Source organism: Aeromonas veronii, from assembly GCA_041319085.1.
GTDB classification, from domain to species: Bacteria; Pseudomonadota; Gammaproteobacteria; order Enterobacterales; family Aeromonadaceae; genus Aeromonas; species Aeromonas veronii_F.
Genome location: CP101033.1, coordinates 770,576 through 795,691, shown reverse-complemented (window position 1 = coordinate 795,691; position 25,116 = coordinate 770,576). Strand labels below are relative to the sequence as shown.

Here is a 25,116-nt window from a genome sequence, read left to right as displayed (position 1 = left end):
GCGGTAAGGGGGATCAGTTCACCGCGACCGGCTCTCCCGCGCTCTCGGCCGGGGTGTTGTACTCCGCCTCGGCATCGCGGAAACGCTCCAGCATCGCTTTTGATGGCGCTTCGCCCAGCAGACTGCCCACCACGATGGCCAGCAGCGCGAACAGGAAGCCCGGGATGATCTCATACAGCCCCAGCCAGCCGAACTGCTTCCAGACGATGACGGTGATGGCACCGACCAGCATGCCGGCCAGCGCACCGTTGCGGGTCATCCGCGGCCACAGCACGGAGAGCAGCACTACGGGGCCAAAGGCAGCACCGAAACCGGCCCAGGCGTAGCTCACCAGCCCCAGCACCCGGTTTTCCGGATTCATGGCGACGGCGATGGCAATCACCGCGATCAGCAGCACCATCAGGCGACCCACCCACACCAGCTCACGCTGGGAGGCGTTCTTGCGCAGGAAGGGCTTGTAGAGATCCTCGGTGATGGCGCTGGAGCAGACCAGCAGCTGGCAGCTGAGGGTACTCATCACCGCTGCCAGAATGGCGGAGAGCAGCACACCGGCAATCCAGGGGTTGAACAGGATCTTGGAGAGCTCGATAAAGACCCGCTCCGGGTTACCGGTCACCCCAGCCGCCACTTCCGGGAAGCGGGCAAAGTAGGCCAGCCCGAAGAAGCCGATGGCCACCGCGCCAGCAAGGCAGAACACCATCCAAGTCATGCTGATGCGACGGGCATTGGCCATGGAGTGGTGGGAATCCGCCGCCATGAAGCGGGCCAGAATGTGGGGCTGACCGAAGTAGCCAAGGCCCCAGGCCATCAGCGAGACAATGGCGATCACATCCAGATTCTTGAACATGTCGAGGTTGGTGGCGCTCTTGGCGGCCACCTCGATCATGGCGCTGTCCACCCCGCCGACGGCGATGATGACGAAGACAGGGGTCAGGATCAGGGCAAAGATCATCAGGGTCGCCTGCACCGTGTCGGTCCAGCTCACCGCGAGGAAGCCGCCGAAGAAGGTGTAGGTGATAGTGGCGGCGGCACCGACCCAGAGGGCAGTGTTGTAATCCATGCCGAAGGTACTCTCGAACAGCCGGGCACCGGCCACCACGCCGGAGGCGCAATAGATGGTGAAGAAGAGCAGGATCACTAGCGCCGAGAGGATGCGCAGCACCTTGCTGTGATCTTCAAAGCGGTAGGTGAAGTAGTCCGGCAGGGTCAGGGCGTTGCGATTTTTCTCGGTATGTACCCGCAGACGACCCGCGACCCAGCGCCAGTTGAGGTAGGCGCCGATGACCAGACCGATGGCGATCCAGCTCTCGGAGATGCCGCTGACGAAGATGGCACCGGGCAGGCCCATCAGCAGCCAACCGCTCATGTCGGAGGCGCCGGCGGAGAGGGCGGTGACCCAACTCCCCATCCGGCGGCCGCCAAGAATGTAGTCATCAAAGTTGCGGGTAGCGCGATAGGCAACGAAGCCGATCAACACCATTCCGAGGATATACACCAGGAAAGTGATTAACATGGGGGTGCTAGCTGTCATGCAAAACTCCATTTTGTGTCATTTTCTGCCCGCTCTGGTGACGGGCTCATCCCTAAAAAACCGGCCTAGCTTAATCAGCAGATCCCATAACCTCAACCTTTTCCAACAAACAAAAAACACAATATAAACATTTTATCTTTAATCAACAGACCACACTTGCCCTGTTCTGCCAGATTTTATCCTGACGCAGCAACTGCTTATCCGCCTGGTGTCATCACCGACTGCGCCCCGCTACGGCCGCAAAAAAAAAGCCCCGACCAGAGATCGGGGCCATATTGGCAAGCGCGAGATCAGCGATTGATCGCCAGCGGCATGCCGTTGCGCTGATCCAGCGCCTGCTTTACTCGCTGGGAATCGCTGTCGGCTTGAGCGATGAAACGGGTCAGCGCCGGGGTCATTGGCAGCGGCACCGGCATCTTGGAGTTGAACTCCTCCTCGCTACGAGAGAGCGGCTGGTGCACTTCCAGATAGCGAACGCCGTTAGGCTCGAGAGAGGCCTTGATAGGCTGGTTGACGAACTGGACGCGGGTACCGACCGGTACCTGCTTGAACAGGTAGGCGATGTCGTCGTTGCGCAGACGTACACAACCGTGACTCACCCGCAGGCCGATACCGAAGTTGGCGTTGGTGCCGTGGATGGCGAACATCTTACCAACGTAGAGCGCAAACAGACCCATGGGGTTGTCCGGGCCAGCCGGCCATACCGCAGGTAGGCTCTCGCCACGGGCCGCATATTCGGCATGCATCTTGGCGGTCGGGGTCCAGGTCGGGCCCGCTTTCTTGCGCTGCACGCTGGTCACCCAGTTTTCCGGGGTGTCGGTGCCGAGCTGACCGATACCGATGGGCAACACTTCCACCACTTTTTTACCCTTGGGGTAGTAGTAGAGGCGCATCTCGGCCACGTTGATCACCACCCCTTCCTGCGGCGCATCCGGCAGGATCAGCTGCTGGGGGATCACCAGCTTCTCACCGGTCTGTACCAGCAGGGGATCCGCCTTGGGGTTTGCTTCGGTCATGTTGGTGAGCCCCAGCTGGAATTTCGCCGCAATGGCCTCCAGCGGCTGGCCGTTCTCTTCGGCCGGGACCACGTATTCCAGATTTTCCCCTACCAGACGGCTGTTGGCCGCAGGCAGAGCGTATTCAACAGCGAGCGCAGGCGCGGCGCCCAAGAGGAGGCTGCAGCACAGCGCGGCCGCAGTATTGTGGAGGAGCTTCATAACTTTCCCATGATGATGACTTGAAGTGACGTCTCTGGGCTGGCAGCTGATCAAGCGGGGATCAGGGGCGCGAAGAGAAGGCCGCCATTTTTCTCCTCTGCACGGCAAATTTCAACTGACAAGTGGCGACGGGTCGATAATTAATAAGCGGATGTCCCCGCGCCCTCGACCCGCCCGGTTTCCCTGTTTATCCCCATTGCCGGCCACGCATGTCGTAATCTGTGGAAGATTGATGCAACCGCAGATGAAATTGCTCAATGATGGCAAAGATATGGTCGAAAATATCGGCTTGGATCCCTCGTAATCAGCCCATGCGGTGGGCGCAGTGAAACAGTAAATTTTCAGCGGCAGGCCGTCGAAAGTGGGGCGGGTGAAGAAGGCCAGCAGCAACAGCGAGGTGATGATAATACCCAACGCGATCACCAGCGCCATCAGGCTGGTGACGTCCACCCCAAGGCCCGACAACCAGTTAAACAATGCCTCTTTCATTGCTCTCTCCCGAACCGGGCTGCCCACTGGCTGCAAAAACAGTGGCGGTCAGGGTAGCGCTCCCCTCCCCCATGTCAAATCGGTGAACACCAGAAACGACAACGCCCGGCAATGGCCGGGCGTTGTTTCAAAGCGAGGCTGACTTAGCAGACCAGGCTCAGGGCATCGCGGGCGATAACCAGCTCTTCGTTGGTCGGGATCACCATGGCACAACGGCTGTCGGCGGTAGTGATACGACCTTCGCCACCCAGTACCGCGGCGTTGTTAGCCTCTTTGTCCACCTTGAAGCCGAACAGCGCCAGACGCGCCAGCACCATCTCGCGCACCATGGCGGCGTTCTCACCGATACCGCCGGTGAAGACGACGGCGTCCAGGCGACCGTCCATCGCAGCGGCATAGGCGCCGACATACTTGGCCACCCGGTAGGTGAACACATCCAGCGCACGCTTGGCACCGGCGTCGGTGGCGTAGTTGCTGGTGACGTAGCGGCAGTCGCTGCTCGCTTCGGTCATCCCCAGCAGACCGGATTCACGGGTCAGGGTGTGGTTGATCTGCTCCACGCTGTAACCAAGCTGGTCGTGCATGAAGAAGACCACGGCCGGATCGATATCGCCACAACGGGTGCCCATCGCCAGCCCTTCCAGCGGAGTCAGCCCCATGGAGGTATCAACGGATTCGCCGTTCTTGATGGCGCAAACTGAAGCGCCGTTACCCAGGTGGCAGTTGATGATGTTCAGCTCATTCAACGGCTTGCCCAACTCTTTTGCGGCTTCTTCCGCGATGTAGCGGTGAGAAGTGCCGTGGGCACCGTAACGACGGATGCCGTGCTCGCGATAGAGCTTGTAAGGCAGCGCGTAGAGGTAGGCTTCCTCTGGCAGAGTCTGGTGGAAGGCGGTGTCGAACACGGCCACGTTCTTCTCGGACAGCGCCGGGAACACCTTGAGTGCGGCACGGATACCGATGAGGTGCGCCGGGTTGTGCAGCGGAGCGAACGGAATGGCCGCTTCGATCCCGGCAATCACGCCGTCATCAATGCGCACGGAGCGGGAGAACTGCTCGCCACCGTGTACGATACGGTGACCGATGGCCACCAGTTGCTCGGCAAGAGTCGGATCCTGCGGCAGGATGTGGCCCACGATATGGTCGAGGGCCTCCTGGTGCGCGGCTCCTGCGCCCAGCATGGCTTCACCCTTGACTCCGTGGAGTTTCCATTTGATGCGTGCATCATCCAGATTGAAGCATTCGGCCAGGCCGGACAGCATGTCCTCACCTGTTTCGGCGTCCATTACGGCAAATTTCAGGGAAGAGCTACCGCAGTTAAGGATCAATACCAACTTGCTCATGTTCTACATCTTCCTGTGCTTCGGCTTTATGCCGACAGTTCGTGTCATCCAAAAGAGGATGGGATTCCCCTGCCGGGGGTTTATGGTCGCAGGAAAGTGCGCCCAATTTTTCAATATGTTAAGTGCAAATCTTGATGATTCCGGCACTTATTTCAGCTCGGCGGCGCCAGCGGTTACAGGCCGGCCAGCAGATCGCGGTGCACCTTGACCACCATCTTCTTCACCTTGGCGGGCTGATTGAAGGTGCAGAGCGGGCGGTGCAGTTCGCCCGGCCAGAAGATGGCGAAATCACCCGGTTGCAGCGCCAGGTAGCTGGTCTGCTCGTCATCGACAAACCAGAGGTCAGGATGGGGATGGTCAGCACCTTCATCTGCATACTGATGGGGCCCGACACCTATCCACTCTTCACCGCGCAACAGCAGCTGGATATCGAGATAGTGCTGATGGAATTCGCCACGGCGATCCGCCGCTGGCTCGGTCACATCTTCGCTCACCAGGCAGAACAGGTTGAGGCCATCGATCTCGGTCTTGCCGATCGGGGCGTCACCCCAGTGAGCCACGCTCTTCACCACCTCGGCCATGATGCGGGCCAGCGGGGCGGGCAGCGGCGTCCGCTGCAGGGTGTTCAGGTTACCGGTGATCATGGCGTCTGCTTCCTGTTAGATATATCTGTCTGGCATGTTTGCCAGCCAATGAAAAAAGACCTGTGACAGGTCCTTCAATAAGGCCGCCTGCAATCTGTGCAGGCCGGTTTAGAGCCTTTGCTCATATTCAGCGATTGGGGCACTGTTACACACTCGCCAGCACCTTGCCAAGAGACATAATCCCATTTCCACAGTGATCGTACCAGCTGAAACCATATTATTCACCACCCTTTCACCCACGACTTTGACCAGACGCAAAAACGGGCGCATCAGCGCCCGTTTTTTTCGCAAAACCGTTTAGCAAACGGTTTCATTCAAACCTTTTCGGCGTTTTCCACCGGTTTGGCGTACATCGCACGCCAGATCGCTTTGTGCTCTTCCGGCACCTCTGACTGACGAGTCAGGAAGGCGGCCTGTTCGATGGTATTGGCCTTGCCTGAGACATCTGCCGCCAGATAGTTGCTGGGGAAGAGGCGATAATTGCTCCAGATCGCCTTGTCGATCAGCGCGGCCAGTTCGTCCGGATCGCTGAAGCCCTCGGTGATGGGGGCGCCGAAGGAGACGTGTACCCGCCCCTTCTGACCGACGATGCCGGCGACGATGCTCTCGATGTCCTCAAACTCGCCCTTCTCGTAGCTGCCATTGACCGACTTCTCGTAGAGTTCGCGCGCCTTGGCCTTGTCGGTCGGATCCAGCTCGTAACTGATGCTGACCGGCACGATATTGAGGCTGCGCATGTAGTCGACGAACGCGATCTTCTGCTTCTTGCCGTCGACGTAAAACATCTTGAGGATGGCGGGATCGGTCTTGTCATCGCCATTCTTGGCGCGCCCTTCCCTCTGGGCGATCCAGATGGAGTGCCCTTCGTGGACCGAGTTGCCGATATAGGCCGACAGCTCGCCCAGCACCTTCATCATCTCCCGCGGCCCCTTGGCGGAGCGTTTGACGATAAAGCTCTTGTTGAGCTTCATCAGCTCGGTGGCGCAGGGTTTGCGCAGCAGGTTGTCACCGATGGCGATGCGTACGGTATCGAAACCTTGGGAGTGCAGCCCCCAGTTGACGAACGCCGGATCCATGGCGATGTCCCTGTGGTTGGAGACAAACAGATAGCCCTGCTCTTTCTTCAGATGCTCGATCCCGGAGAAGGTTACCCCCTTGGTGGAGGTGGCGATCATGCGGGACATGTACCGGGTGACCCCTAGCTGGACCTGATGCACTGTGGTCACTTTTGACCATTTGCGGCGCAGGAACAGGCGGATCATTGGGCGAATGGCCCAACCCAGCCAGCTCATCAGGGAACCGAAACGATACTTGGCGATGGCGCCGATAAACTCATCATCCTGGATCAGCCGTTCGATGGCTGCCGGCACTTCTTCATCGCGGTAGGGGCGAATATCCGCGAATCTATCTACTTCAGTCACAATGTCAGCCTTGCATGCTAGGAAACCGCAGCCAACCCGCGTTGGCCGGGGAAAATTCAGGGCGCAATTTTACACGCTTTTATGACAAGGGGTATGAGACAAGCATGAATAGTGAGATCTGACCAGTTTATTAATCGGATGCCAGTGCCAGCGCGACCGCCGCCTCGGCATGGATGGCGGTGGTGTCGTAGAGCGGCACCGCCGCGCGGGCATCGCCCACCAGCAGGGCAATCTCGGTGCAGCCGAGGATCACCGCCTCGGCCCCCGCGGCCGCCAGCTCCGCGATAATGGCCAGATACGCGGCCCGCGACGATGCGCAGATCTCGCCCAGACAGAGCTCGTCATAGATGATCCGGTGCACTCGCTCCCGCCCGGCCTCATCGGGTACCAGCACCGTCAACCCGAAACGATCCTGCAAGCGCCCCTTGTAGAAATCCTGCTCCATGGTGAAGCGGGTGCCGAGCAGGCCGACCCGGGTTACCCCGTCTGCCCGCAATTTGGCCGCGGTAGCATCGGCGATATGGAGCAGCGGGATATCGATGGCCGCCTCAATCTCGGGGGCAACCTTGTGCATGGTGTTGGTGCCGATCAGCAAGAAATCGGCGCCGCCATCCTGCAGCTTGCGCGCTTCCGCCGCCAGCAGGCGGGCGGTAGCGGGCCAGTCACCGGCATGCTGCAACCGCTCGATAGCGGCAAAGTCGACGCTGTTGAGCAACACCCGCGCCGAGTGCAAACCGCCGAGCTGCGCCCGCACCCCGCGGTTGAGCGCCTGATAGTAACTGACGGTGGACTCCCAGCTCATGCCACCCAGCAGACCGATGCATTTCATTACAACTCCTTTCATCCCAAGGGAGGGCTGTGCCACGCCACCTTGCAGGCAGGGTCACGCGGGCGAGATAAAAATGGCCCCGCAGGGCCAACAAGACAGCCGGTAAAGGCCGGGTCAACCCGGGCTAAATCCAGATCATCCCGACACAGGCGGCCGTCGCCAGCCCCATGCCGAGATTGAAACGCCGCCAGCCCCGGGCGGTACGGATGATTTGCCGCACCTGGGCACCAAAAAGTACCCAGAACGCCCCGGTGTAGAGACCGGTAATAAAGAAGATCACCAGCACCCAGAGCGCGGAGGGCCAGTAAGCCTCCCCCGCCAGGGTGAAACCGCTGATGGCGGAGAGCGCCATCATCCACGCCTTGGGGTTGAGCAGTTGCAGCATGGCCCCCTGATGGGCGGGGATGAGTGGCCGATTTCCTTCGGCCGGGCCGCTGGCGGTCGCCACCTTCCACGCCAGCCAGAGCAGATACGCCGAGCCGATGATCTTGAGGCCGTCGTGCAACAGTGGCACTTTCTCGAACACCACGCCAAGCCCCAGCGCGGTGGCGAGGATCATCAGATTGATCCCCCCCACCACCCCCACCAGCAGGGGAAGAGTGCGGCGAAAACCCTGCGCCGCCCCGGCACTGGTGAGCAGCATATTGTTGGGCCCCGGCGTGCCGCAGGTAACCAGGGCAAACCCCGCCAGGGGCAGTAACCAGTTCAGATCCATCTCAACCTCTTGTCGATGCAACGCGCCCGATATGGGGAAAGCCTTCTAATATGCAGAGCCAACCCCGTGGCGACAAGTCAGAAATGCCTCTTTCTCGGCCACCGCCCCCATCGGCGCAACACGACTCAATACCAGAGCATCACCACACAAAGCGCCGTCAGCAGACCGAGAGAACCGTTGAGCCACAGCCAGCCCCGACCCGAGCTGATCCCGTTGCTCAGCTGATGGCCGAACAGCACCCAGACAAAGCAGGCCGGCAGCGCCATTATGAGTCTGGCGCGGCGAGCGGGGAACACTGCGCCGCCGACCAGTTTGCCGCTCCGCAGGGGGGGCGCCTGAGCCAACCCGCCACCGACGCCCCGGTCGGCGAGGGGCTGGCCCGTCTGGCGCAACTGCTGCAGGGGACGCCCCCAGCAATCCCCTGCTATAGTCAGGGCCAGCCGACGTGACCTTCACGCGTCATCATCATTGCCAAGGAGATGCCGTGCCCCCCATCAGAGCCGCCCTGCTGCTTGCCACCCTGTTGCTGGGGGCTGCGCCTCGTCAACAACCCATCAGCAGCTGGGAGCCGCGCTCAATGAACTGGAAGGGGAGTTGCAGCGGCTGGAAGAGGAGCTGGCGGCGATGAACGGCCTGCACTATCAAAAGGCGATAGATGCCCCCTGAACCTGCGCCGCGCGCTCGGTGCGCCGCAGCCCACCCCAGAGGGGCTGGTGCCGGTGGCCAGCACGCTGGAGGATGGGCCGATCCTGCGCTATCAATACCGACTGCCTGCGGGCATGGCGACGCTGCCCCAAGACAATCTCTGCCAGCGCTACGAGTTCGAGCTGCGCCATCTGGGCCGGCTCGGCAAGCTGGCAGTAAGCTGGCAGGGGGAACAGGACAAGGGCTCGCGGCTGATCCGCCAGAGCGACTGCCCCTTTACGGCGCAGGCCAGCACGTCCGCACGATAAAACCACGGCTCGGATGGGCACCGGTCTTGGTTGGTGGCGATCAACTCCGGGCTCAAGCCAGCGCGTCACTCTCCAGCGCCACCTTGAGAAAATCTTTCCAGCTGATGATGCCGACCAGAGCGCCATTTTCCAGCACCGGCAGGCAGGAGACCCCCTTCTCCAGCATCAGCTTGACGCCATCGCGCGCAGTGAGATGGGGAGCGATAGTGACAGGATGGCGACTCATGATCTGGTGGGCACGCTTGTTGAGGGTTTCGGTGTCACGGCTCATCTCGGCGTCGGAGTCGAGATAGGGGCTGATGGCGCGCAGCAGATCCCGATCCGAGATCACTCCCACCAGCGCCCCCTCTTCCAGTACCAGCAGGTGGCGAAAGTGAGCCTGCTCGAAGATATCCTTGATGACACTGAGTCGATCATCCATTGAAACGGTGGCAACCCGGGTCGTCATAATATCCCTGATATGCATGCTAACCTCCGGTATCCATACTGGTTTCACTGTTATGGCATGTTTTTGCAGCGCCAGCCAGTGACCGGCCCTTCGCTACAGTGCAAATCTGCGTCATTTCACGTAAGATCCGCGCCAGTTTTTCTCCTCCATTTTGAGCAAGCAGATCCCACCCATGATAGTTGCCAGTCAAATCGAACTGATCCGCGGCGGCCGCAAGCTGCTGGACAACGCCTCCGCCACCATTCACCCCGGCCACAAAGTGGGTCTGGTGGGCAAAAACGGCTGTGGCAAGTCCACCTTTTTTGCACTGGTACGGGGCGAGCTGGCCATCGACAGCGGCACCTTCAGCCTGCCCGCCGGTTGGCAGATTGCAGGCGTCGCGCAGGAGACCCCGGCGCTCGACTGCTCTGCGCTCGAGTACGTGATCGACGGCGACAAGGAGTTCCGCTCGCTGGAAGCCCAGCTGGTGCAAGCCGAGCAGGATGACAATGGCCTGTTGGTGGCCGAGCTGCACGGCCGCCTCGATACCATCGGCGCCTACAGCATTCGCGCCCGCGCCGCCGAGCTGCTGCACGGCCTCGGTTTCAGCGATGAGCAGCTCAGCTCGCCGGTGCGCAGCTTCTCCGGTGGCTGGCGCATGCGCTTAAACCTCGCCCAGGCGCTGCTCTGCCGCTCCGATCTGCTGCTGCTCGATGAACCGACCAACCACCTGGATCTCGATGCGGTGATCTGGCTGGAGAAGTGGCTCAAGGGCTATCAGGGCACGCTGGTGCTCATCTCGCACGACCGCGATTTCCTCGATTCGGTCATCAGCCGCATCATCCATATCGAGAACGGCAAGCTCAACGAATACACCGGCGGCTACTCCGACTTCGAACTGCAGCGCGCCGAGCAGCTGGCCCAGCAGCAGTCGATGTACGAGAAGCAGCAGCGGGAGATGTCCCACATGCAGGCGTATGTGGATCGCTTCCGCTACAAGGCCTCCAAGGCCCGTCAGGCCCAGAGCCGCCTCAAGGCGATGGAGCGGATGGAGAAGATCCTGCCCGCCCACGCCGACTCCGAATTCAGTTTCGAGTTTCGCGAGCCGTCGGCCCTGCCGACCCCACTGATCGCCATGGAGAACCTCTCTGCCGGCTACGGCGACAAGGTGATCCTGGAGAAGATCAAACTCAATCTGGTGCCGGGTTCCCGCATCGGTCTGCTCGGCCGCAATGGCGCCGGTAAATCGACCTTTATCAAGATGCTATCGGGCTCCAACCCGCCACTGTCGGGCAAGCTGGAGGTGAGCGCCGGGGTCAGCATCGGCTACTTCGCCCAGCATCAGCTGGAGACCCTGCGTCTTGACGACACCCCGCTCGATCATCTGGCCCGTCTCGCGCCGGACAAATCCGAACAGGAGCTGCGCAACTATCTGGGCAGCTTCGGTTTTCACGGTGACAAGGCGCTCGACAAGGTGGCCCCCTTCTCCGGCGGCGAAAAGGCGCGGCTGGTGCTAGCCCTCATCACCTGGCAAAAGCCCAACCTCTTGCTGCTCGATGAACCGACCAACCACCTGGATCTGGAGATGCGCCACGCCCTGACCATGGCGCTGCAAGGCTTCGAAGGGGCCATGGTGGTGGTATCACACGACCGCCACCTGCTGCGCACCACCACCGACGACTTCTATCTGGTCCACGGTGGTCGGGTCGAGCCATTCGACGGCGATCTGGACGACTACCACAAGTGGCTCGGCGAGCAGGAGAAAGAGGCCAACGCCAAACCGACCGATGGCCCCGTCTCTGCCAACTCGGCGGTGGCGCGCAAGGATCAGAAACGGCGTGAGGCGGAGTTCCGGCAAGCGACCCGTCCCCTGCGCCAGAAGCTGGAAAAGCTCGAAGCGAGCATGGAGAAGCTGCAAGGCAAGCTCGGCGACATCGAAAGCCAGCTGGCCGACCCCGCCATCTACGAAGAGAGCGCCAAGCAGAAGCTCTCCGAGCTACTCAAGTCCCGGGGTCCCCTCAAGGAGGAGCTAGAGAACGTCGAGATGGAGTGGATGAGCCTCTGTGAAGAGCTGGAAACCATGGAGCAGGAATTCCTTGCGTGATGAACAGCTGATGGCCAGCGAGCGGGTCGCAGTCCACGAATTGCCGACGCCGATCGGCTTCTGGCACTGGAGCGGCAAGGTCTATGGTGAGCGCAGCCAGGATTGGCTCACCGTGCAGACGCAGGGGGGCAACGTCAATCTGGCGCTGCTGCTGCACCGACTCGATCAACTCGGCATCGTGGTCGATCTGACCGACCTGCAACCGGCACTGGTGCAGACCGAAGCGGTGCTGACCCCGTGGCGAGCCCTGCGTTCGAGCGCCAAGGCGCGGCGGGGCGAGCAGGAGTATCAGTCGATGCTGGCTCACGAGCTGGAGCTGGAGCGGCTGCAACAGGGGTCTTGCTGCAGACCCTGCGCACCCTCGCCCTGTTTCGCGGCGACAGCCGCAACCTGTTTCACTATCTATCGTTACTGGGTGCCCAGCAGGGCCCCCTCAGAGATCTCATATGCTGAGCTACCGCCACGCCTTTCACGCCGGCAACCACGCCGACGTGCTGAAACACGCCGTTCAGGCCCTGATCATCGAGTCCCTCAAGAAGAAGGATAAACCCTTCATCGTGCTGGACACCCATGCCGGCAGCGGTCTTTACGACCTGCGCGGCGACTGGTCCCAGAAGAAGGCCGAGTATGCCGATGGCATCGGCCGCCTGTGGGACGAGCGGGCCCAGTGGTCCGCCATGGCGCCCTATCTCGGCGTCATCGAAGAGATGAACCCCGCTCAAGAAGGAAACAGCGGCGAGCTGCACTACTACCCCGGCTCGCCGGAGCTCTCCCGCCGTCTCTCCCGCGAGCAGGACAAGCTGGCGCTGATGGAGCTGCACAACAACGAAGTGGACGATCTGCGTGCCAACATGGGCTATGACCCGCGAGTTGCCGTCCACCACCGTGACGGCTTCGAGGGGCTGATCGCCCTGCTGCCGCCCACCCCGCGCCGCGGGCTGGTGCTCATCGACCCGCCCTATGAGCTGAAGGAAGATTACTTCGCCGTGGTCGACACCCTGAAAAAGGCGCAGAAACGCTGGGCGACCGGCATCTACGCCCTCTGGTATCCGATCCTCGGGCAAGAGGCGGACAAATCCCGCGACATGCTGCGCGCCATCAAGCGCGAGAACTTCGGTAACGTCTTGGTGGCCGAGCTGGAAGTGGCCGGTCAGACTGCCGACTGGGGCATGAACGGCTCAGGCATGCTGATCATCAGCCCGCCCTGGCTGCTGGCCGAACAAATCGAGGCCTTCCTGAAACCGCTGTGTGCCAAGCTGGCGCAGGGTGCCGGTGCCCAGTACAAGGTGGAGTGGCTCAATAAAGTCGAAGAGTAATACCGACCTTATGCCACTCTATGTGCCAAAAAACGAAGCCACTCAACGGGGCTTCGTTTTTTTCCGGTTTGCCCAGCCCTTTCATGCAGCACAGCGGCTATCTCGCCGTTGTACTGGCATGTACTTCCCGTTGATAGGTTCTCTCTATTTCGGCAATAGATGAGAATGGTTTTCATTTAGTCTCATTTCGGCGGATACTCTCTCCATCAACAGAGGGAGCCGCCATCATGAAAAAGACCATCAGCTTTGCCATCCTGCACTTTGGTGTCGCCTTTACCGTAGCCTACCTGCTGACCGGTGAGCTGCTGACCGCCAGCCTGATCGCCCTGATCGAGCCCGCCGTCAACACGGTCGCCTTCTACTTTCATGACCTTGGCTGGCAAAAGCTCAAGCCAAACCACAGTCTGCAGACCAAGACCAGCAGCTTCGCGCTGGTGCACTTCAGCATCGCCTTCGGGGTTGCCTTCCTGCTGAGCGGCGAACTGCTCACCGGCGGCGTGATGGCGATGATCGAACCGGCCATCAACACCGTGGTGTTCTTCTTCCACGAGCGGCTGTGGCGCGCGCGCAGCCAACAACTGACGCTGGCCTGATCAACCGGGCAATACGCCCTCCCTCTTTGTCACGGAAAATCTGGGAAGGAGCAAAATCTGGGACACCTACAGAAAATCTGGGACACCCACCCTTTTCCTTTTGACAGTGGCGTAGTGCTGTTCTTGACTTGAGAGGTCACCGTTGAGGGATACGCCATGACTGGAAAATCTGGGACACCCACCTTTTTCATCGAAAATCTGGGACACCCACCCTTTTCCTTTTGACAGTGGCGTAGTGCTGTTCTTGACTTGAGAGGCCACCGTTGAGGGATACGCCATGACCATTGCCCGTTCACGTCAAATCAGCTTGCAGGATACGCCTTACTACCACGTGGTCAGCCGCTGTGTGCGGCGAGCCTTTCTGTGTGGTGACGATGCCCATTCTGGCCAGAGCTACGAGCATCGGCGTCAGTGGGTGGTCGACAAGTTGGGACAACTGTCGCGGCTGTTTGCGATCGGCATTTGTGCTTATGCGGTAATGAGCAATCACTATCATCTGGTGCTTAAGGTGGAGCCCGACACCGCAGCCAATTGGAGTGAACGGGAGGTGGCTGAGCGCTGGGCCGCGCTTTTCCAGTGGCCGCAGTTGGTCAGGCGTTGGTATCAGGGGGAGGTGCTGATCGAGCCTGAACTGGCTGTTGTGCAACAATTGCTGGCCCAATGGCGGGAGCGGCTTCACTCCATCAGCTGGTTTATTCGGCTACTCAATGAAAATCTGGCCCGTCAGGCCAATCAGGAAGATGGTTGCAAGGGCCATTTCTGGGAGGGCCGCTTCAAGAGCCAGGCGTTGCTCACCGAATCAGCCTTGTTGGCCTGTATGGCGTATGTTGACCTCAATCCGATACGAGCCGCGTTGACAGATCGGCCAGAGCTGAGTGACTACACCAGTATCAAACAGCGCCTTGACGAGCCTGCTACTCCTGAGGTTTTACCACCACTTTTGCTGCCGTTTGCCAGCCAAGGGAAGTCTGAAGAATTACCCTATGCCTTCACTGACTACCTGATGTTGGTTGATTGGACTGGTCGTGCTATTCGGCCCGACAAACAGGGTCATATTCCGGCGCACCTTGGATCTATCCTGGAACGGCTGGGCCTTGATGGCGTTCGCTGGTTGAAACAGGTGACGCTGTTCAGGCAACAAGGGATCAGAGTGGTGGGAGACAGAGATCAATGTCAGCAGTTTGCCCGCCACTGTGGCCAGCGGCGATGCCATCAACCACGGCTTTGATTGCTTTGCGTCCACCCTGCCGATAGTTCCGGGTATTGCACACAGTTCAGTGAATGGCTGTGCAGGAGCTGTTGCTTTCTAAACCTGAAAATTTCTCTCACTAGCCGATTTTTGCAGGCATCAGTTCGAATGCATACACCATTATGGTGCCTGCAAGCAGCCTGATAGTGGCGTACTCCAAAAGATGGGTGTCCAAATTTACTGCTGAAATAAGGGAGAGACTGGAATGGGCGGCCGATTATTTGTCCAAGAATGCTTGCCGAACCAAGCAGATAAAGTCGATACAAAACAGGGACTTGGAAGGCGTTTTAAATGGACTCGCCGCTTAAGGTCCTGTACATAATTATGAGATACTCACGGTGTGATACGCATCAATATTTTTACGCTATAAAAATGACAATATATCAACTCTACATAAACCAATATGGAATGGCCTATTAGATATTTGTTTTTAACATTTTCACACAATACAAAAACATAACAGGTTATATATGGAAAAGCATAAAAAAATTCTTTCACTCACATTATTTTTGGTATGTTTATGGTCTAACCAAGCGATTTCATCAAACATATGTAATATAGTTCGCGGTTCATATGTACTAGCCCAAGATAGTAGCAATACTTTTTTAGGTACAATAGATAATAAATTTAATGCCAAATCAATATTTAATGAGTTTGGTAATTATGGTAGTAAATATTCGTCAGAATCAATTTGGAACGATTATGGAAGTTTTGGCGGGAAGTATAGTTCACACTCACCCTTTAACAATATGTCGACAACTCCTCCGATGATAGTCAAAGATAACAATATAATTGGATACCTCTCATCAAATAAGCATATGTCAAATTCAATAAATCCATCTATTTTAAAAGCTATGTGTGAAGATGAAATATAACCTACCACAGGATAAATAAGCATAAATAACCTAGTGTTGGCCGAATTTAAAATTACTATCGGCCAAATAATTTGCAACCATTATAACATGTTAAAAATAGCCACCATATCACATGTTCACAAATACACTTCGAGTAAATTTAAATACCTATACTGATACCAATTTTACCCAAAAAATATTTTGTCAACGGAAATAAAAGCAGCGATGATAAAGCATACACCATTCCAAACAAAATACTTATATGACACAGCAGAAAAAAGAAAGCAAAATACAATAAATAAAATGATAAGTACGTTAACGAACGAACCCATTTTTTTGAAAGTTCTTCATTGATAATAGCAAAGTTAATTTTTGCCTCAGATATAGTGACATGTACTATTGTAAAGCATGTATACATCACAAATGAAATTGTGAATAATGAAATGGAAAGCATTAGTGAATAACTTTTATCAATAACTTCACCATCTAAAGTTAATGTGGTTAATATTACAGCCAAACAAATTCCAGCAAGGCCAGAATAAATCCAGTTTAACTGTTCAAGTGCCTCTTGATACATATCAAACCCATATCAAACCCATATCAAACCCATATCAAACCCATATCAAACATTAATAAAAAACTTAAATCCAGAACAACCAAAAATAAACAACCACTTCACGCAATGACATAATAAGAAGGGCACTTTCGCGCCCTTTTATATTCATTACCCTTCCTGATTTTCCCCAGCTACCGGTTCGGCACCGGCGGCGGGTTCTATCTCGATACGATCGACGCGTTGCAAACCGCGGGGCAGCTTGGCGCCACGGCGGCCGCGCTCGCCGCGGTAGTAGTCGAGATCAGAGGGTTTGAGGGTCAGCTTGCGCTTGCCGGCAAACAGGGTGACATATTGCCCCTGCGGGATAATGGCGGCCATCACCATAAACTCTTCCCGCGCCTTCACGCGAGCCGACGGAATGCTGATAAGCTTGTTGCCCTTGCCCTTGCCGAGTACCGGCAGGGTGTTGAGTGGGAACAGCAGCATGCGCCCTTCGTTGGAGATGGCCATGCAGAGATCGGTCTCCGGCGAGCCAATCTTCTGGGGCGCCATCACCTGACCGCCTTCCGGCACGGTGAGCAGCGCCTTGCCGTTCTTGTTCTTGCCGATAAGGTCGTCATAGGTGCAGACAAAGCCGTAACCGGCATCGCTCGCGATCAGATAGGGTTCGCCTTCGTTACCCATCACCAGATGGCGCACTTCTTCCCCTACCCCCAGCGCAAAGCGGCCGGTGAGCGGTTCGCCCTGACTACGGGCGGATGGCAGGGTGTGAGATTCGAGGGCGTAGGTTCTCCCCAGCGTGGAGAGGAACACCGCCTGCTGGTTGCTGCGGCCACAGGCGTGGGCCAGATAGCTGTCCCCCGCCTTGTAGGAGAGCCCCGCCACGTCCACGTCGTGGCCCTTGGCGGCGCGCACCCACCCCTTGTCGGAGAGGATGACGGTGACCGGTTCGCTGGGAATCAGCTCCTTCTCGGTAAGCGCCACCGCGGTGGCACGCTCCACCAGCGGGGTGCGGCGATCGTCGCCGTACTTCTCGGCATCGGCCAGCAGCTCTTTCTTGAGCAGGGTGTTGAGGCGACGCTCGGAGCCCAGGATCAGCTCCAGCTTGTCGCGCTCTTGCGCCAGTTCATCCTGTTCGGCGCGCAGCTTGAACTCTTCGAGCTTGGCCAGATGGCGCAGTTTCAGCTCGAGGATCGCTTCGGCCTGGGTCTCGCTGATATTGAAGCGCTCCACCATCACCTTGCCCGGCTCATCCTCGGTACGGATGATCTCGATCACCTCGTCGATGTTGAGGTAGGCCACCAGCAAGCCTTCGAGGATATGCAGGCGAGCCAGCACTTTGTCGAGGCGGAATTGCAGACGGCGACGCACGGTCTTGCGGCGGAACTGGATCCACTCGCTGAGGATGGTCTTGAGGCACTTCACCTGCGGCCGGTTGTCGAGGCCGAGGATGTTGAGGTTGACCCGGTAGTTCTTCTCCAGATCCGTGGTGGCGAACAGGTGGGCCATCAGCCCCTCCACATCCACCCGGTTGGAGCGCGGCACGATCACCAGACGGGTCGGGTTCTCGTGGTCAGATTCATCGCGCAGATCGGTCACCATCGGCAGCTTTTTCGCCACCATCTGGGCGGCAATCTGCTCCATGATCTTGGCGCCGGAGGCCTGATGGGGCAGCGCTGTGATGACGATGTCGCCATCCTCCTCGCTCCAGACCGCCCGCTGCTTGATGGAGCCCTTGCCGGTCTCGTAGATTTTGCGGATATCGTCGCGCGGGGTGATGATCTCGGCGTTGGTCGGGTAGTCCGGCCCCTGAATGTGCTGCATCAACACATCGAGCCCCGCATTGGGGTTGTCGAGCAGCTCGGCACAGGCGTAGGCCACTTCCCGCGCGTTGTGGGGCGGGATGTCGGTCGCCATCCCCACCGCGATACCGGTCACCCCGTTGAGCAGGATGTGCGGCAGACGGGCGGGCAGCACCACCGGCTCCTTCATAGTGCCGTCGAAGTTCGGCGTCCACTCCACCGTGCCTTGGCCGAGCTCTGAGAGCAGCAGCTCGGAGAAGCGCGACAAGCGCGCTTCGGTATATCGCATGGCCGCGAAGGATTTGGGATCGTCCGGCGCACCCCAGTTACCCTGACCGTCCACCAGCGGGTAGCGGTAGGAGAAGGGCTGGGCCATCAGCACCATGGCTTCATAACAGGCGATGTCGCCATGGGGGTGATATTTACCCAGCACGTCACCCACGGTACGGGCGGACTTCTTGTGCTTGGAGAGGGCAGACAGACCCAGCTCGCTCATGGCGTAGATGATGCGCCGCTGCACCGGTTTGAGGCCATCGCCGATATGCGGCAGGGCCCGATCCATGATGACGTACATGGAGTAGTTCAAGTAAGCCTGTTCGGTAAAGGTGCGCATTGGCTGGCGCTCTACCCCGTCCAGACTGAGCTCGATAGCATCACTCATGTGATTTTCTCTTTCGGTTCGGGAGCCGCCACAGGGCGACTCCGGCTAAATGCTTGCTGGCCCTGTGCGGGCCAGCCGACGGCTTAAATGATGGCGAGGTTGCCCTTCTCTTCCAGCCATTCGCGGCGATCGCTCGCCCGCTTCTTGGCCAGCAGCATGTCCATCAGCTGCAGGGTCTCGTCAGCTGCATCCCCTTCACTCTCCCCTGCCGGATCCATGGTGAGCTGCACCAGACGGCGGGTGTTGGGATCCATGGTGGTTTCCCGCAGCTGTTTCGGGTTCATCTCACCCAAGCCCTTGAATCGGGTCACCATCACCTTGCCTTTCTTCTTCTCGGCTTCGACCCGCTGCAGCACGCCATTCTTCTCGTCCTCATCGAGGGCGTAGTAGACCTCTTTACCGATATCGATCCGGTAGAGGGGCGGCATGGCCACATAGACATGGCCCTTCTCCACCAGCGCGCGGAAGTGCTTCACAAACAGGGCGCAGAGCAGGGTGGCGATGTGCAGACCGTCCGAGTCCGCATCCGCGAGGATGCATACCTTGCCGTAGCGCAGGCCACTGAGGTCGTTGGAGTCGGGGTCAAGACCGATGGCGACCGAGATGTCGTGAACTTCTTGCGAGGCAAGCACCTGACCGGCCTCCACCTCCCAGGTGTTCAGGATCTTGCCGCGCAGCGGCATGATGGCCTGAAACTCGCGATCCCGCGCCTGCTTGGCACTGCCGCCCGCGGAGTCACCCTCCACCAGGAACAGCTCGCCCTGCATGGGGTCGGCGCAGCCACAGTCGGTCAGCTTGCCGGGCAGCGCCGGGCCTTGGGTAATCTTCTTGCGCACCACCGTCTTGGCGGCACGCATCCGGCGCTGGGCGCTGGAGATGCAGAGCTCGGCGATCTGCTCCGCCAGCTCGGTGTTGCTGTTCAGATAGAGGCTGAAGGCATCCTTCACCACGCCGGAGACGAACGCCGAGCTCTGACGGGAGGAGAGCCGCTCCTTGGTCTGACCGGCGAACTGCGGATCCTGCATTTTGATGGAGAGGATGTAGGCGCAGCGATCCCAGATATCTTCCGGGGTCAGCTTGACCCCGCGCGGCAGCAGGTTGCGGAACTCGCAGAACTCGCGCATGGCGTCGAGCAGCCCCTGACGCAGACCGTTGACGTGAGTACCGCCCTGCGCGGTGGGAATGAGGTTCACATAGGATTCGGCGAGGCATTCGCCCCCTTCCGGCAACCAGCAGAGCGCCCAGTCCACCGCCGACTGTTCGGAGCTGAACGAGCCGATAAAGGGCTGCTCCGGCAGGCAGGTGAACTGCTTGACCGCATCGACCAGATAATCCTTGAGGCCATCTTCGTAGCACCACTCCAGCTTGATGCCGGTGTTCTTGTCGAGGAACTTGATGGTGAGGCCGGGGCAGAGCACGGCCTTGGCTTTGAGCAGGTGCTCCAGCTTGGTGACCGAGAATTTGGGCGAATCGAAGTAGCTCGCCTGCGGCCAGAAGCGCACCCGGGTGCCGGTGTTGCGACGACCGCAGGTGCCGGTGATGGTCAGCTCCTGCACCTTCTCGCCGCGCTCGAAGGCGATGTCGTAGACCTGGCCATCGCGACGTACCGTCACCTCGACCCGATCGGAGAGGGCGTTCACTACCGAAATACCGACCCCGTGCAGACCGCCGGAGAACTGGTAGTTCTTGTTGGAGAACTTGCCGCCCGCGTGCAGCTTGCAGAGGATCAGCTCCACCCCGCTGACCCCTTCCTCCGGGTGGATATCGACCGGCATGCCGCGGCCGTCATCAATCACCTCGAGGGACTGGTCTTCATACAGGGTCACCTCCAGAGTACGGGCGTGGCCCGCCAGCGCTTCGTCGACGCTGTTGTCGATGACCTCCTGGCCGAGGTGATTGGGCCGGGTGGTGTCGGTATACATGCCGGGGCGGCGACGCACCGGTTCAAGGCCATTGAGGACCTCAATGGCATCCGCATTGTATTGAGTAGACATGGAGGGCCTTGCGAATTGACGTTTGGAGGGAATCTTAACTGCTAGGCGGGGGCAGAACAAACTCCCCGCACCGAAAGCTTGATCTGGAGAAGAACAAGCAGGGCGAGACCGCCCTTATTGACTCACATCCTGACTACAACCCGAGGAAACGGATGATTTGGGCGGGGTAACGCTCGAATGCCACAAAGGCGTGGTTGCCGCCGCACTCCAGCGAGAGGCGGGCAAAACGGTATTCATCCAGCGCCTTGCGATAGTCGAGCACCTCATCCCCCTGCTGTTGCAGGATCCAGAGTCGCTCCGGCGCCGTCACCGGCACCGCCAGCGCCCGCAGCTCGTCCATATGTTCAGGCAGCAGTTCGTACTGCTCCCCACTATAGGGGTTGGTCTGGGGGCCGAGGTAATCGCAGAGCAGCTCGTGCGGGCGCACCGCCGGATTGATCAGCGCGGCGCGACAGCCGTACTGCTCGCTCACCCGGGTCGCCATAAAGCCGCCGAGGGAGCTGCCCACGGCACCAAGCTTGAACCCGCTGCCATAACGACGCTGCAGATTGACGATGGTCTGCTCGATGGCCGCCCAGGCCGCCGCTGGCGTATTGGGCTGGGCCGGAATGATCACCTCGATGTCGGGCCGGTTGGCGGCCACCCAGGCAGCCATCTGCTGCGCCTTGGCGGAGCCCGGTGAGGAGTTGAAACCGTGCAGATAAAGGAGAACCGACTTCACGCAATCCTCCTCAATAACCGGTGGCATCGGGGTCGGGCACAAACTGCCCCACCGGCAGGCGCCACACCTCGCTGGCCACCCGCCCATCCGGATAGAGGGTGAGATAACGCCAGCCCGGGCCGGATTCATCCAGCGCGAAGCCATCAGAGAGCGGTTTGAACTGGATGCAAGTCGATGGGCTGGCAATCAGCCGCACCCCGCGGTGCACCTCGTCAAACTCCTGATGCACGTGGCCGAACAGTATGGTCTTCTGCTGCGGATGACGGGCCAGTACGGCGAACAGGTCATCGGCATTCTTGAGATTGTGCTGATCCAGCCAGGCGCAGCCTACCGGCACCGCCTGATGGTGCAGGGTGATCAGGGCGTGGCGATCGGGATATTGGCGCAGGGCGCGGTCGAGGGCGGCCAGCTGGTGATCGCCAATCATGCCGTGGGGTTTGCCGCGCACCTGGGTGTCGAGCAGGATCACCTGCCAGTGATCGCCCACCAGCTGCTTGGATTCGCTGATCCCGGCGGCATGGAGATATTCGGTCATCAGCGGGCTGTCATCGTGATTGCCGGGCAACCAGTAGATGGGGCGACCCAGGGGCGCCATCATGGAGGCAAAACGCTGATAGGATTCCGGGCTGTGATCCTGCGACAGATCGCCGGTCGCCAGAATCACCTCATAGGGGTGTTCATTGGCCTGCACCTGTTCCAGCACGGCGGCCAGACTCTCTGCGGTGCGCACAGCCAACAGCCGCCCTTCGGCACTCGCGAAGAGGTGGGTATCGGTAATTTGCAACAGGCGCACACTGCCGTCCTGCGCCTGGGGGAGCTCTGTTTCCAAAATCACGCTTCTTTTTATTTGTTCAACTGGAGAGATTGATCGGACTGGTACCATGTCTGAGACAAAATTTTAGCCATTCGGCCAGAAACAGATTTACCTGCTCCTTTTCGTCCCGCTGGTGCATCTTTTTATTGGGATAATCATAACGTGGTTGCAAACGGGAAATCTGTTGCGCTGCACACACTTCCGCCATCCGCACATCATGATACAAACGAATCTCGATTTGAGCCTGCAGATATTCGGGCAATTCGGGGTTGTGCTGGCTCAGGATCACCTGACTGGTGAAGCGACTCTCGCCAATGATGGTGAGCTGGAACTGCAGATCGTTGCCGACCCGATAGCGGCGCTCGGCCCCTACCTCACCATCTGGCGGCAGCAGTTTCATCAACGCCATGTAGTTGACCTCGCAGGTACGCTGCAAGGACATCAGATCAGGCACATAGCGTTTGGCCTGGGCGTGAACTAACGGCATGGCAACACTCCATCAATCAACACCCGTGAGTAGTTGACCTCGCAGGTTCGCTGCAAGGACATCAGATCAGGCACATAGCGCCTGCTCTGTTGCAGGGTCAGCGCCACCTCAGCGATCCGCCAGCCAGCGGGCGCGCAGCTCGCCGTGGTTGAGGGCCAGCCACTGCAGGGCAATGACCGAGGCGGCGTTGTCAATGCGCCCCTCTTTGAGCCAGGCATAGGCCTGCTCGCGGCTCACCACGTGCACCCGGATATCCTCGCCCTCATCCGCCAGACCGTGCAGCCCTTCGGCCTTGCTGGCATCCACCTCGCCCACATAGACCTCGATCCGCTCGGTGCTGCCGCCCGGGCTCACCAGATAGCTGATGGCATGCTCGCAGCGGGCCACCTCGATCCCGGCCTCTTCCACCGCTTCGCGGCGCACCACCTCTTCAGCGACCTCACCTGGGTCTATGATGCCGGCCACCAGCTCCAGCAGCCAGGGGGTCGGACTGGTCTCCATCGCGCCGATACGGAACTGCTCCACCAGCACTATCTGGTCGCGCACCGGATCATAGGGCAGCAGCGCGGCAGCATGGCCCCGCTCGAACAGCTCGCGCACGATGGGCTGATTCCAGCCGCCAGCAAATAACCGATGCTGCAAACGATAGACATTCACCTTGAAGAAGCCGTTATATCCAGCTGATTTTTCGATGATTTTCACATCATCGGCGGCGTAATGCCGATCTTGTGGCAAGGGTTGCTGCGACATCCGGGACTCCCGTCAGCTTGACTTGTATCAGTTTGACCATAAAATCCGAGGAACATGAATGAACGTTCATTCACTCGGCGTGCCATGGCAATGAGGGGTGGATTTTAGCAGCCACAGACCATTTGGCTAGGCGCGCGGGGAGAAAACTGCGTCCGGTTCTTGACGTTCCCGTCACCGGACCTGAGACTCTTAGTATTAAATTTTGCTTATAGTAGAGTGATTAAGCTGCAATCAAGCTTGGTCGGTGACAATATTTGCCCTCTCCAGCAACCCGTTTGGGTTACTACATAAGGTTAAAACGATCTATGAAAAGAACACTCTTGTCTGTCATGGTGTTGTTGGGTGTCAGTGCCGGTGCCCATGCCGAAAACCTGCTCGACATCTACCAGCAAGCCCAGATCAAAGACCCGCAGTTGCTGCAGTCCAAAGCCGTTCGCGACCAGGCCTTCGAGAAGATCAACGAATCCCGTGCCCCTCTGCTGCCCCAGATCGATCTGGGTGCCGGGCTCAACTATCTGCAAAACAAGAACGATACCCAGAGCAATACCAGCGCCAAGGGTGAGGTGACGCTGTCGCAATCCCTCTATCGTCGTAGTAACTGGGTCAATCTGGATATCAGCGAGAAGCAGGCTACCCAGTCTGATGTCGCCTACAACCTAGAGATCCAGAGCCTGATGCTGCGTACTGCCCAGGCCTATTTCAACGTGCTCAAGGCGATGGATACTCTGGAGTTCGTCCGTGCCAACAAGGTTGCGGTAGAGCGTCAGCTGGAACAGACCCAGCAGCGTTTCGAAGTGGGCCTGACCGCCATCACCGATGTGCATGAAGCGGAAGCCTCCCGCGACCAGGCGCTGGCTGACGAGATCAATGCCGAGAACGCGCTGGACAACAGCTACGAGACCCTGCGCGAGCTGACCGGTATCGATCACCGCAATCTGGACGTGCTGAACACCGATCGTTTCAGCCCGCAGAAGACCGCCTTCGGCTCCGACAAGTGGCTGGAGCTGGCGCTCGACAAGAACCTGCAACTGCACAGTGCCCGCATCAGCAAGGACATTGCCAAGGAGCAGATTGATCTGGCCAAAACCGGCCATGAGCCGACGCTGGATCTGGGTGCCGGACTGCAAACCAGCAATACCGATTACAAGCTGGATAGCAATCAGAGCGGTGGCAATGACAATCAGGCCAATATCGGCCTGACCTTCAAACTGCCGCTCTATAGCGGTGGCGCCACCAGCTCCAAGGTGAAGCAGGCCCAGTTCAACTACGTGGCGGCCAGCGAGCTGCTGGAGAAGAACTTCCGCTCGGTACAGAGCACTGTGCGCTCCTCCTACAACAACGTGAACGCCAGCATCGGCTCGGTTCGCGCCTACAGCCAGTCTGTGGTGTCCGCCGACAGCGCCCTGAAGGCGACCGAAGCCGGTTACGAAGTGGGTACCCGTACCATCGTCGACGTGCTGGACTCCACCCGCAAGCTGTACGAGGCCAAGCAGAAGCTCTCCGAAGCCCGTTACAACTACATCCTCAATATCCTGAGCCTGAAACAGGCGGCCGGTATTCTGGAAGCGCAGGATCTGGTGGAAGTGAACCAGGGTCTGATGCCTGCCACGGCAAAAGCCAAGACCAAAGCCTGATAGCCGCTATCG

General features: G+C 58.8%; 22 protein-coding genes and 3 pseudogenes. 8 read left to right on the top strand and 17 right to left on the bottom strand.

Annotated features, from left to right (window positions below):
• Positions 1-13: 13 nt before the first annotated feature.
• From putP to NMD14_04035, 9 genes and pseudogenes are all read right to left on the bottom strand, one after another.
• Entirely contained in the window at positions 14-1,531 is a 1,518-nt protein-coding gene (gene putP / locus NMD14_04075) for a sodium/proline symporter PutP (GenBank protein ID XEI33613.1), read from the bottom strand.
• A 290-nt stretch (positions 1,532-1,821) separates the two neighbouring features.
• A complete protein-coding gene (locus tag NMD14_04070) occupies positions 1,822-2,748 on the bottom strand; it encodes a L,D-transpeptidase family protein (GenBank protein XEI33612.1) in 927 nt (308 codons plus the stop codon).
• Between the two features lie 187 nt (positions 2,749-2,935).
• Positions 2,936-3,105: pseudogene (locus tag NMD14_04065) on the bottom strand (mechanosensitive ion channel).
• Positions 3,106-3,380: 275 nt separating this feature from the next.
• The gene (locus NMD14_04060) at positions 3,381-4,580 is read right to left on the bottom strand and encodes an acetate kinase (protein XEI33611.1); all 1,200 of its coding nucleotides are present in this window, start codon (positions 4,578-4,580) and stop codon (positions 3,381-3,383) included.
• Positions 4,581-4,753: 173 nt separating this feature from the next.
• The gene (locus NMD14_04055) at positions 4,754-5,224 is read right to left on the bottom strand and encodes a YhcH/YjgK/YiaL family protein (GenBank protein XEI33610.1); all 471 of its coding nucleotides are present in this window, start codon (positions 5,222-5,224) and stop codon (positions 4,754-4,756) included.
• Positions 5,225-5,538: 314 nt separating this feature from the next.
• Entirely contained in the window at positions 5,539-6,645 is a 1,107-nt protein-coding gene (locus NMD14_04050; GenBank protein ID XEI33609.1) for a 1-acyl-sn-glycerol-3-phosphate acyltransferase, read from the bottom strand.
• A 130-nt stretch (positions 6,646-6,775) separates the two neighbouring features.
• On the bottom strand, positions 6,776-7,474 hold the full coding sequence (locus NMD14_04045) for an aspartate/glutamate racemase family protein (protein XEI33608.1): 699 nt from the start codon (positions 7,472-7,474) through the stop codon (positions 6,776-6,778).
• Positions 7,475-7,598: 124 nt separating this feature from the next.
• Positions 7,599-8,189 carry a LysE family translocator gene (locus tag NMD14_04040; protein XEI33607.1) on the bottom strand — a complete coding sequence of 197 codons (591 nt, stop codon included), beginning with the start codon at positions 8,187-8,189 and terminating at the stop codon, positions 7,599-7,601.
• A 125-nt stretch (positions 8,190-8,314) separates the two neighbouring features.
• Entirely contained in the window at positions 8,315-8,581 is a 267-nt protein-coding gene (locus NMD14_04035) for a hypothetical protein (GenBank protein XEI33606.1), read from the bottom strand.
• Between the two features lie 92 nt (positions 8,582-8,673).
• On the opposite strand from NMD14_04035, the pseudogene NMD14_04030 reads away from it, so the two are divergent.
• Positions 8,674-9,142 (top strand): annotated as a pseudogene (locus tag NMD14_04030) (hypothetical protein).
• 52 nt (positions 9,143-9,194) lie between these two features.
• Here the strand turns inward: NMD14_04030 and NMD14_04025 are convergent.
• Entirely contained in the window at positions 9,195-9,608 is a 414-nt protein-coding gene (locus NMD14_04025; protein ID XEI33605.1) for a CBS domain-containing protein, read from the bottom strand.
• 154 nt (positions 9,609-9,762) lie between these two features.
• Between NMD14_04025 and NMD14_04020 the strand changes: the two genes are divergently transcribed.
• From NMD14_04020 to NMD14_03995, 6 genes and pseudogenes are all read left to right on the top strand, one after another.
• A complete protein-coding gene (locus tag NMD14_04020; GenBank protein XEI33604.1) occupies positions 9,763-11,673 on the top strand; it encodes an ABC transporter ATP-binding protein in 1,911 nt (636 codons plus the stop codon).
• Positions 11,666-12,126 (top strand): annotated as a pseudogene (locus NMD14_04015) (DUF2390 domain-containing protein). The gene NMD14_04020 and the pseudogene NMD14_04015 overlap by 8 nt, the downstream one beginning before the upstream one ends.
• Positions 12,120-12,989, top strand: coding sequence for a 23S rRNA (adenine(2030)-N(6))-methyltransferase RlmJ (rlmJ, locus tag NMD14_04010; GenBank protein ID XEI33603.1), 870 nt, complete (start codon positions 12,120-12,122; stop codon positions 12,987-12,989). The pseudogene NMD14_04015 and the gene rlmJ overlap by 7 nt, the downstream one beginning before the upstream one ends.
• A 227-nt stretch (positions 12,990-13,216) precedes the next feature.
• Positions 13,217-13,582, top strand: coding sequence for a DUF2061 domain-containing protein (locus NMD14_04005; GenBank protein ID XEI33602.1), 366 nt, complete (start codon positions 13,217-13,219; stop codon positions 13,580-13,582).
• Between the two features lie 277 nt (positions 13,583-13,859).
• Positions 13,860-14,810, top strand: a complete 951-nt coding sequence (locus tag NMD14_04000; protein XEI33601.1) for a transposase — start codon at positions 13,860-13,862, stop codon at positions 14,808-14,810.
• 491 nt (positions 14,811-15,301) lie between these two features.
• Positions 15,302-15,706, top strand: coding sequence for a hypothetical protein (locus tag NMD14_03995; protein ID XEI33600.1), 405 nt, complete (start codon positions 15,302-15,304; stop codon positions 15,704-15,706).
• Between the two features lie 139 nt (positions 15,707-15,845).
• Here NMD14_03995 and NMD14_03990 read toward each other — a convergent pair whose 3' ends face one another.
• The 7 genes from NMD14_03990 to nudF form a co-directional block, all read right to left on the bottom strand.
• Positions 15,846-16,262, bottom strand: coding sequence for a hypothetical protein (locus NMD14_03990; GenBank protein XEI33599.1), 417 nt, complete (start codon positions 16,260-16,262; stop codon positions 15,846-15,848).
• Between the two features lie 147 nt (positions 16,263-16,409).
• Positions 16,410-18,704 carry a DNA topoisomerase IV subunit A gene (parC, locus tag NMD14_03985; protein XEI33598.1) on the bottom strand — a complete coding sequence of 765 codons (2,295 nt, stop codon included), beginning with the start codon at positions 18,702-18,704 and terminating at the stop codon, positions 16,410-16,412.
• An 83-nt stretch (positions 18,705-18,787) separates the two neighbouring features.
• Positions 18,788-20,698 (bottom strand): DNA topoisomerase IV subunit B, encoded by a 1,911-nt coding sequence (gene parE / locus NMD14_03980; protein XEI33597.1) that lies wholly within the window; start codon positions 20,696-20,698, stop codon positions 18,788-18,790.
• Between the two features lie 133 nt (positions 20,699-20,831).
• Positions 20,832-21,419 carry an esterase YqiA gene (locus tag NMD14_03975; protein ID XEI33596.1) on the bottom strand — a complete coding sequence of 196 codons (588 nt, stop codon included), beginning with the start codon at positions 21,417-21,419 and terminating at the stop codon, positions 20,832-20,834.
• Positions 21,420-21,429: 10 nt separating this feature from the next.
• Complete coding sequence (gene cpdA, locus NMD14_03970; protein XEI33595.1) at positions 21,430-22,248, bottom strand: 3',5'-cyclic-AMP phosphodiesterase; 819 nt, start codon at positions 22,246-22,248, stop codon at positions 21,430-21,432.
• Between the two features lie 22 nt (positions 22,249-22,270).
• Positions 22,271-22,720, bottom strand: coding sequence for a DUF1249 domain-containing protein (locus NMD14_03965; GenBank protein ID XEI33594.1), 450 nt, complete (start codon positions 22,718-22,720; stop codon positions 22,271-22,273).
• Positions 22,721-22,828: 108 nt separating this feature from the next.
• The gene (gene nudF, locus NMD14_03960; protein XEI33593.1) at positions 22,829-23,470 is read right to left on the bottom strand and encodes an ADP-ribose diphosphatase; all 642 of its coding nucleotides are present in this window, start codon (positions 23,468-23,470) and stop codon (positions 22,829-22,831) included.
• Between the two features lie 305 nt (positions 23,471-23,775).
• On the opposite strand from nudF, the gene tolC reads away from it, so the two are divergent.
• On the top strand, positions 23,776-25,104 hold the full coding sequence (tolC, locus tag NMD14_03955; GenBank protein ID XEI33592.1) for an outer membrane channel protein TolC: 1,329 nt from the start codon (positions 23,776-23,778) through the stop codon (positions 25,102-25,104).
• Positions 25,105-25,116: the final 12 nt, after the last annotated feature.

Excerpts from the sequence above, each read along its gene's own strand:
- parC (XEI33598.1), bottom strand. The coding sequence starts at position 18,704 with ATGAGTGATGCTATCGAGCTCAGTCTGGACGGGGTAGAGCGCCAGCCA.
- NMD14_04040 (XEI33607.1), bottom strand. The coding sequence starts at position 8,189 with ATGGATCTGAACTGGTTACTGCCCCTGGCGGGGTTTGCCCTGGTTACC.
- NMD14_04005 (XEI33602.1), top strand. The coding sequence starts at position 13,217 with ATGAAAAAGACCATCAGCTTTGCCATCCTGCACTTTGGTGTCGCCTTT.
- NMD14_03965 (XEI33594.1), bottom strand. The coding sequence starts at position 22,720 with ATGCCGTTAGTTCACGCCCAGGCCAAACGCTATGTGCCTGATCTGATG.
- NMD14_04055 (XEI33610.1), bottom strand. The coding sequence starts at position 5,224 with ATGATCACCGGTAACCTGAACACCCTGCAGCGGACGCCGCTGCCCGCC.
- NMD14_04060 (XEI33611.1), bottom strand. The coding sequence starts at position 4,580 with ATGAGCAAGTTGGTATTGATCCTTAACTGCGGTAGCTCTTCCCTGAAA.
- putP (XEI33613.1), bottom strand. The coding sequence starts at position 1,531 with ATGACAGCTAGCACCCCCATGTTAATCACTTTCCTGGTGTATATCCTC.
- NMD14_04070 (XEI33612.1), bottom strand. The coding sequence starts at position 2,748 with ATGAAGCTCCTCCACAATACTGCGGCCGCGCTGTGCTGCAGCCTCCTC.
- nudF (XEI33593.1), bottom strand. The coding sequence starts at position 23,470 with ATGTCGCAGCAACCCTTGCCACAAGATCGGCATTACGCCGCCGATGAT.
- NMD14_04000 (XEI33601.1), top strand. The coding sequence starts at position 13,860 with ATGACCATTGCCCGTTCACGTCAAATCAGCTTGCAGGATACGCCTTAC.
- NMD14_04025 (XEI33605.1), bottom strand. The coding sequence starts at position 9,608 with ATGCATATCAGGGATATTATGACGACCCGGGTTGCCACCGTTTCAATG.
- NMD14_04045 (XEI33608.1), bottom strand. The coding sequence starts at position 7,474 with ATGAAATGCATCGGTCTGCTGGGTGGCATGAGCTGGGAGTCCACCGTC.
- NMD14_03990 (XEI33599.1), bottom strand. The coding sequence starts at position 16,262 with ATGTATCAAGAGGCACTTGAACAGTTAAACTGGATTTATTCTGGCCTT.
- parE (XEI33597.1), bottom strand. The coding sequence starts at position 20,698 with ATGTCTACTCAATACAATGCGGATGCCATTGAGGTCCTCAATGGCCTT.
- tolC (XEI33592.1), top strand. The coding sequence starts at position 23,776 with ATGAAAAGAACACTCTTGTCTGTCATGGTGTTGTTGGGTGTCAGTGCC.
- rlmJ (XEI33603.1), top strand. The coding sequence starts at position 12,120 with ATGCTGAGCTACCGCCACGCCTTTCACGCCGGCAACCACGCCGACGTG.
- NMD14_03995 (XEI33600.1), top strand. The coding sequence starts at position 15,302 with ATGGAAAAGCATAAAAAAATTCTTTCACTCACATTATTTTTGGTATGT.
- NMD14_04020 (XEI33604.1), top strand. The coding sequence starts at position 9,763 with ATGATAGTTGCCAGTCAAATCGAACTGATCCGCGGCGGCCGCAAGCTG.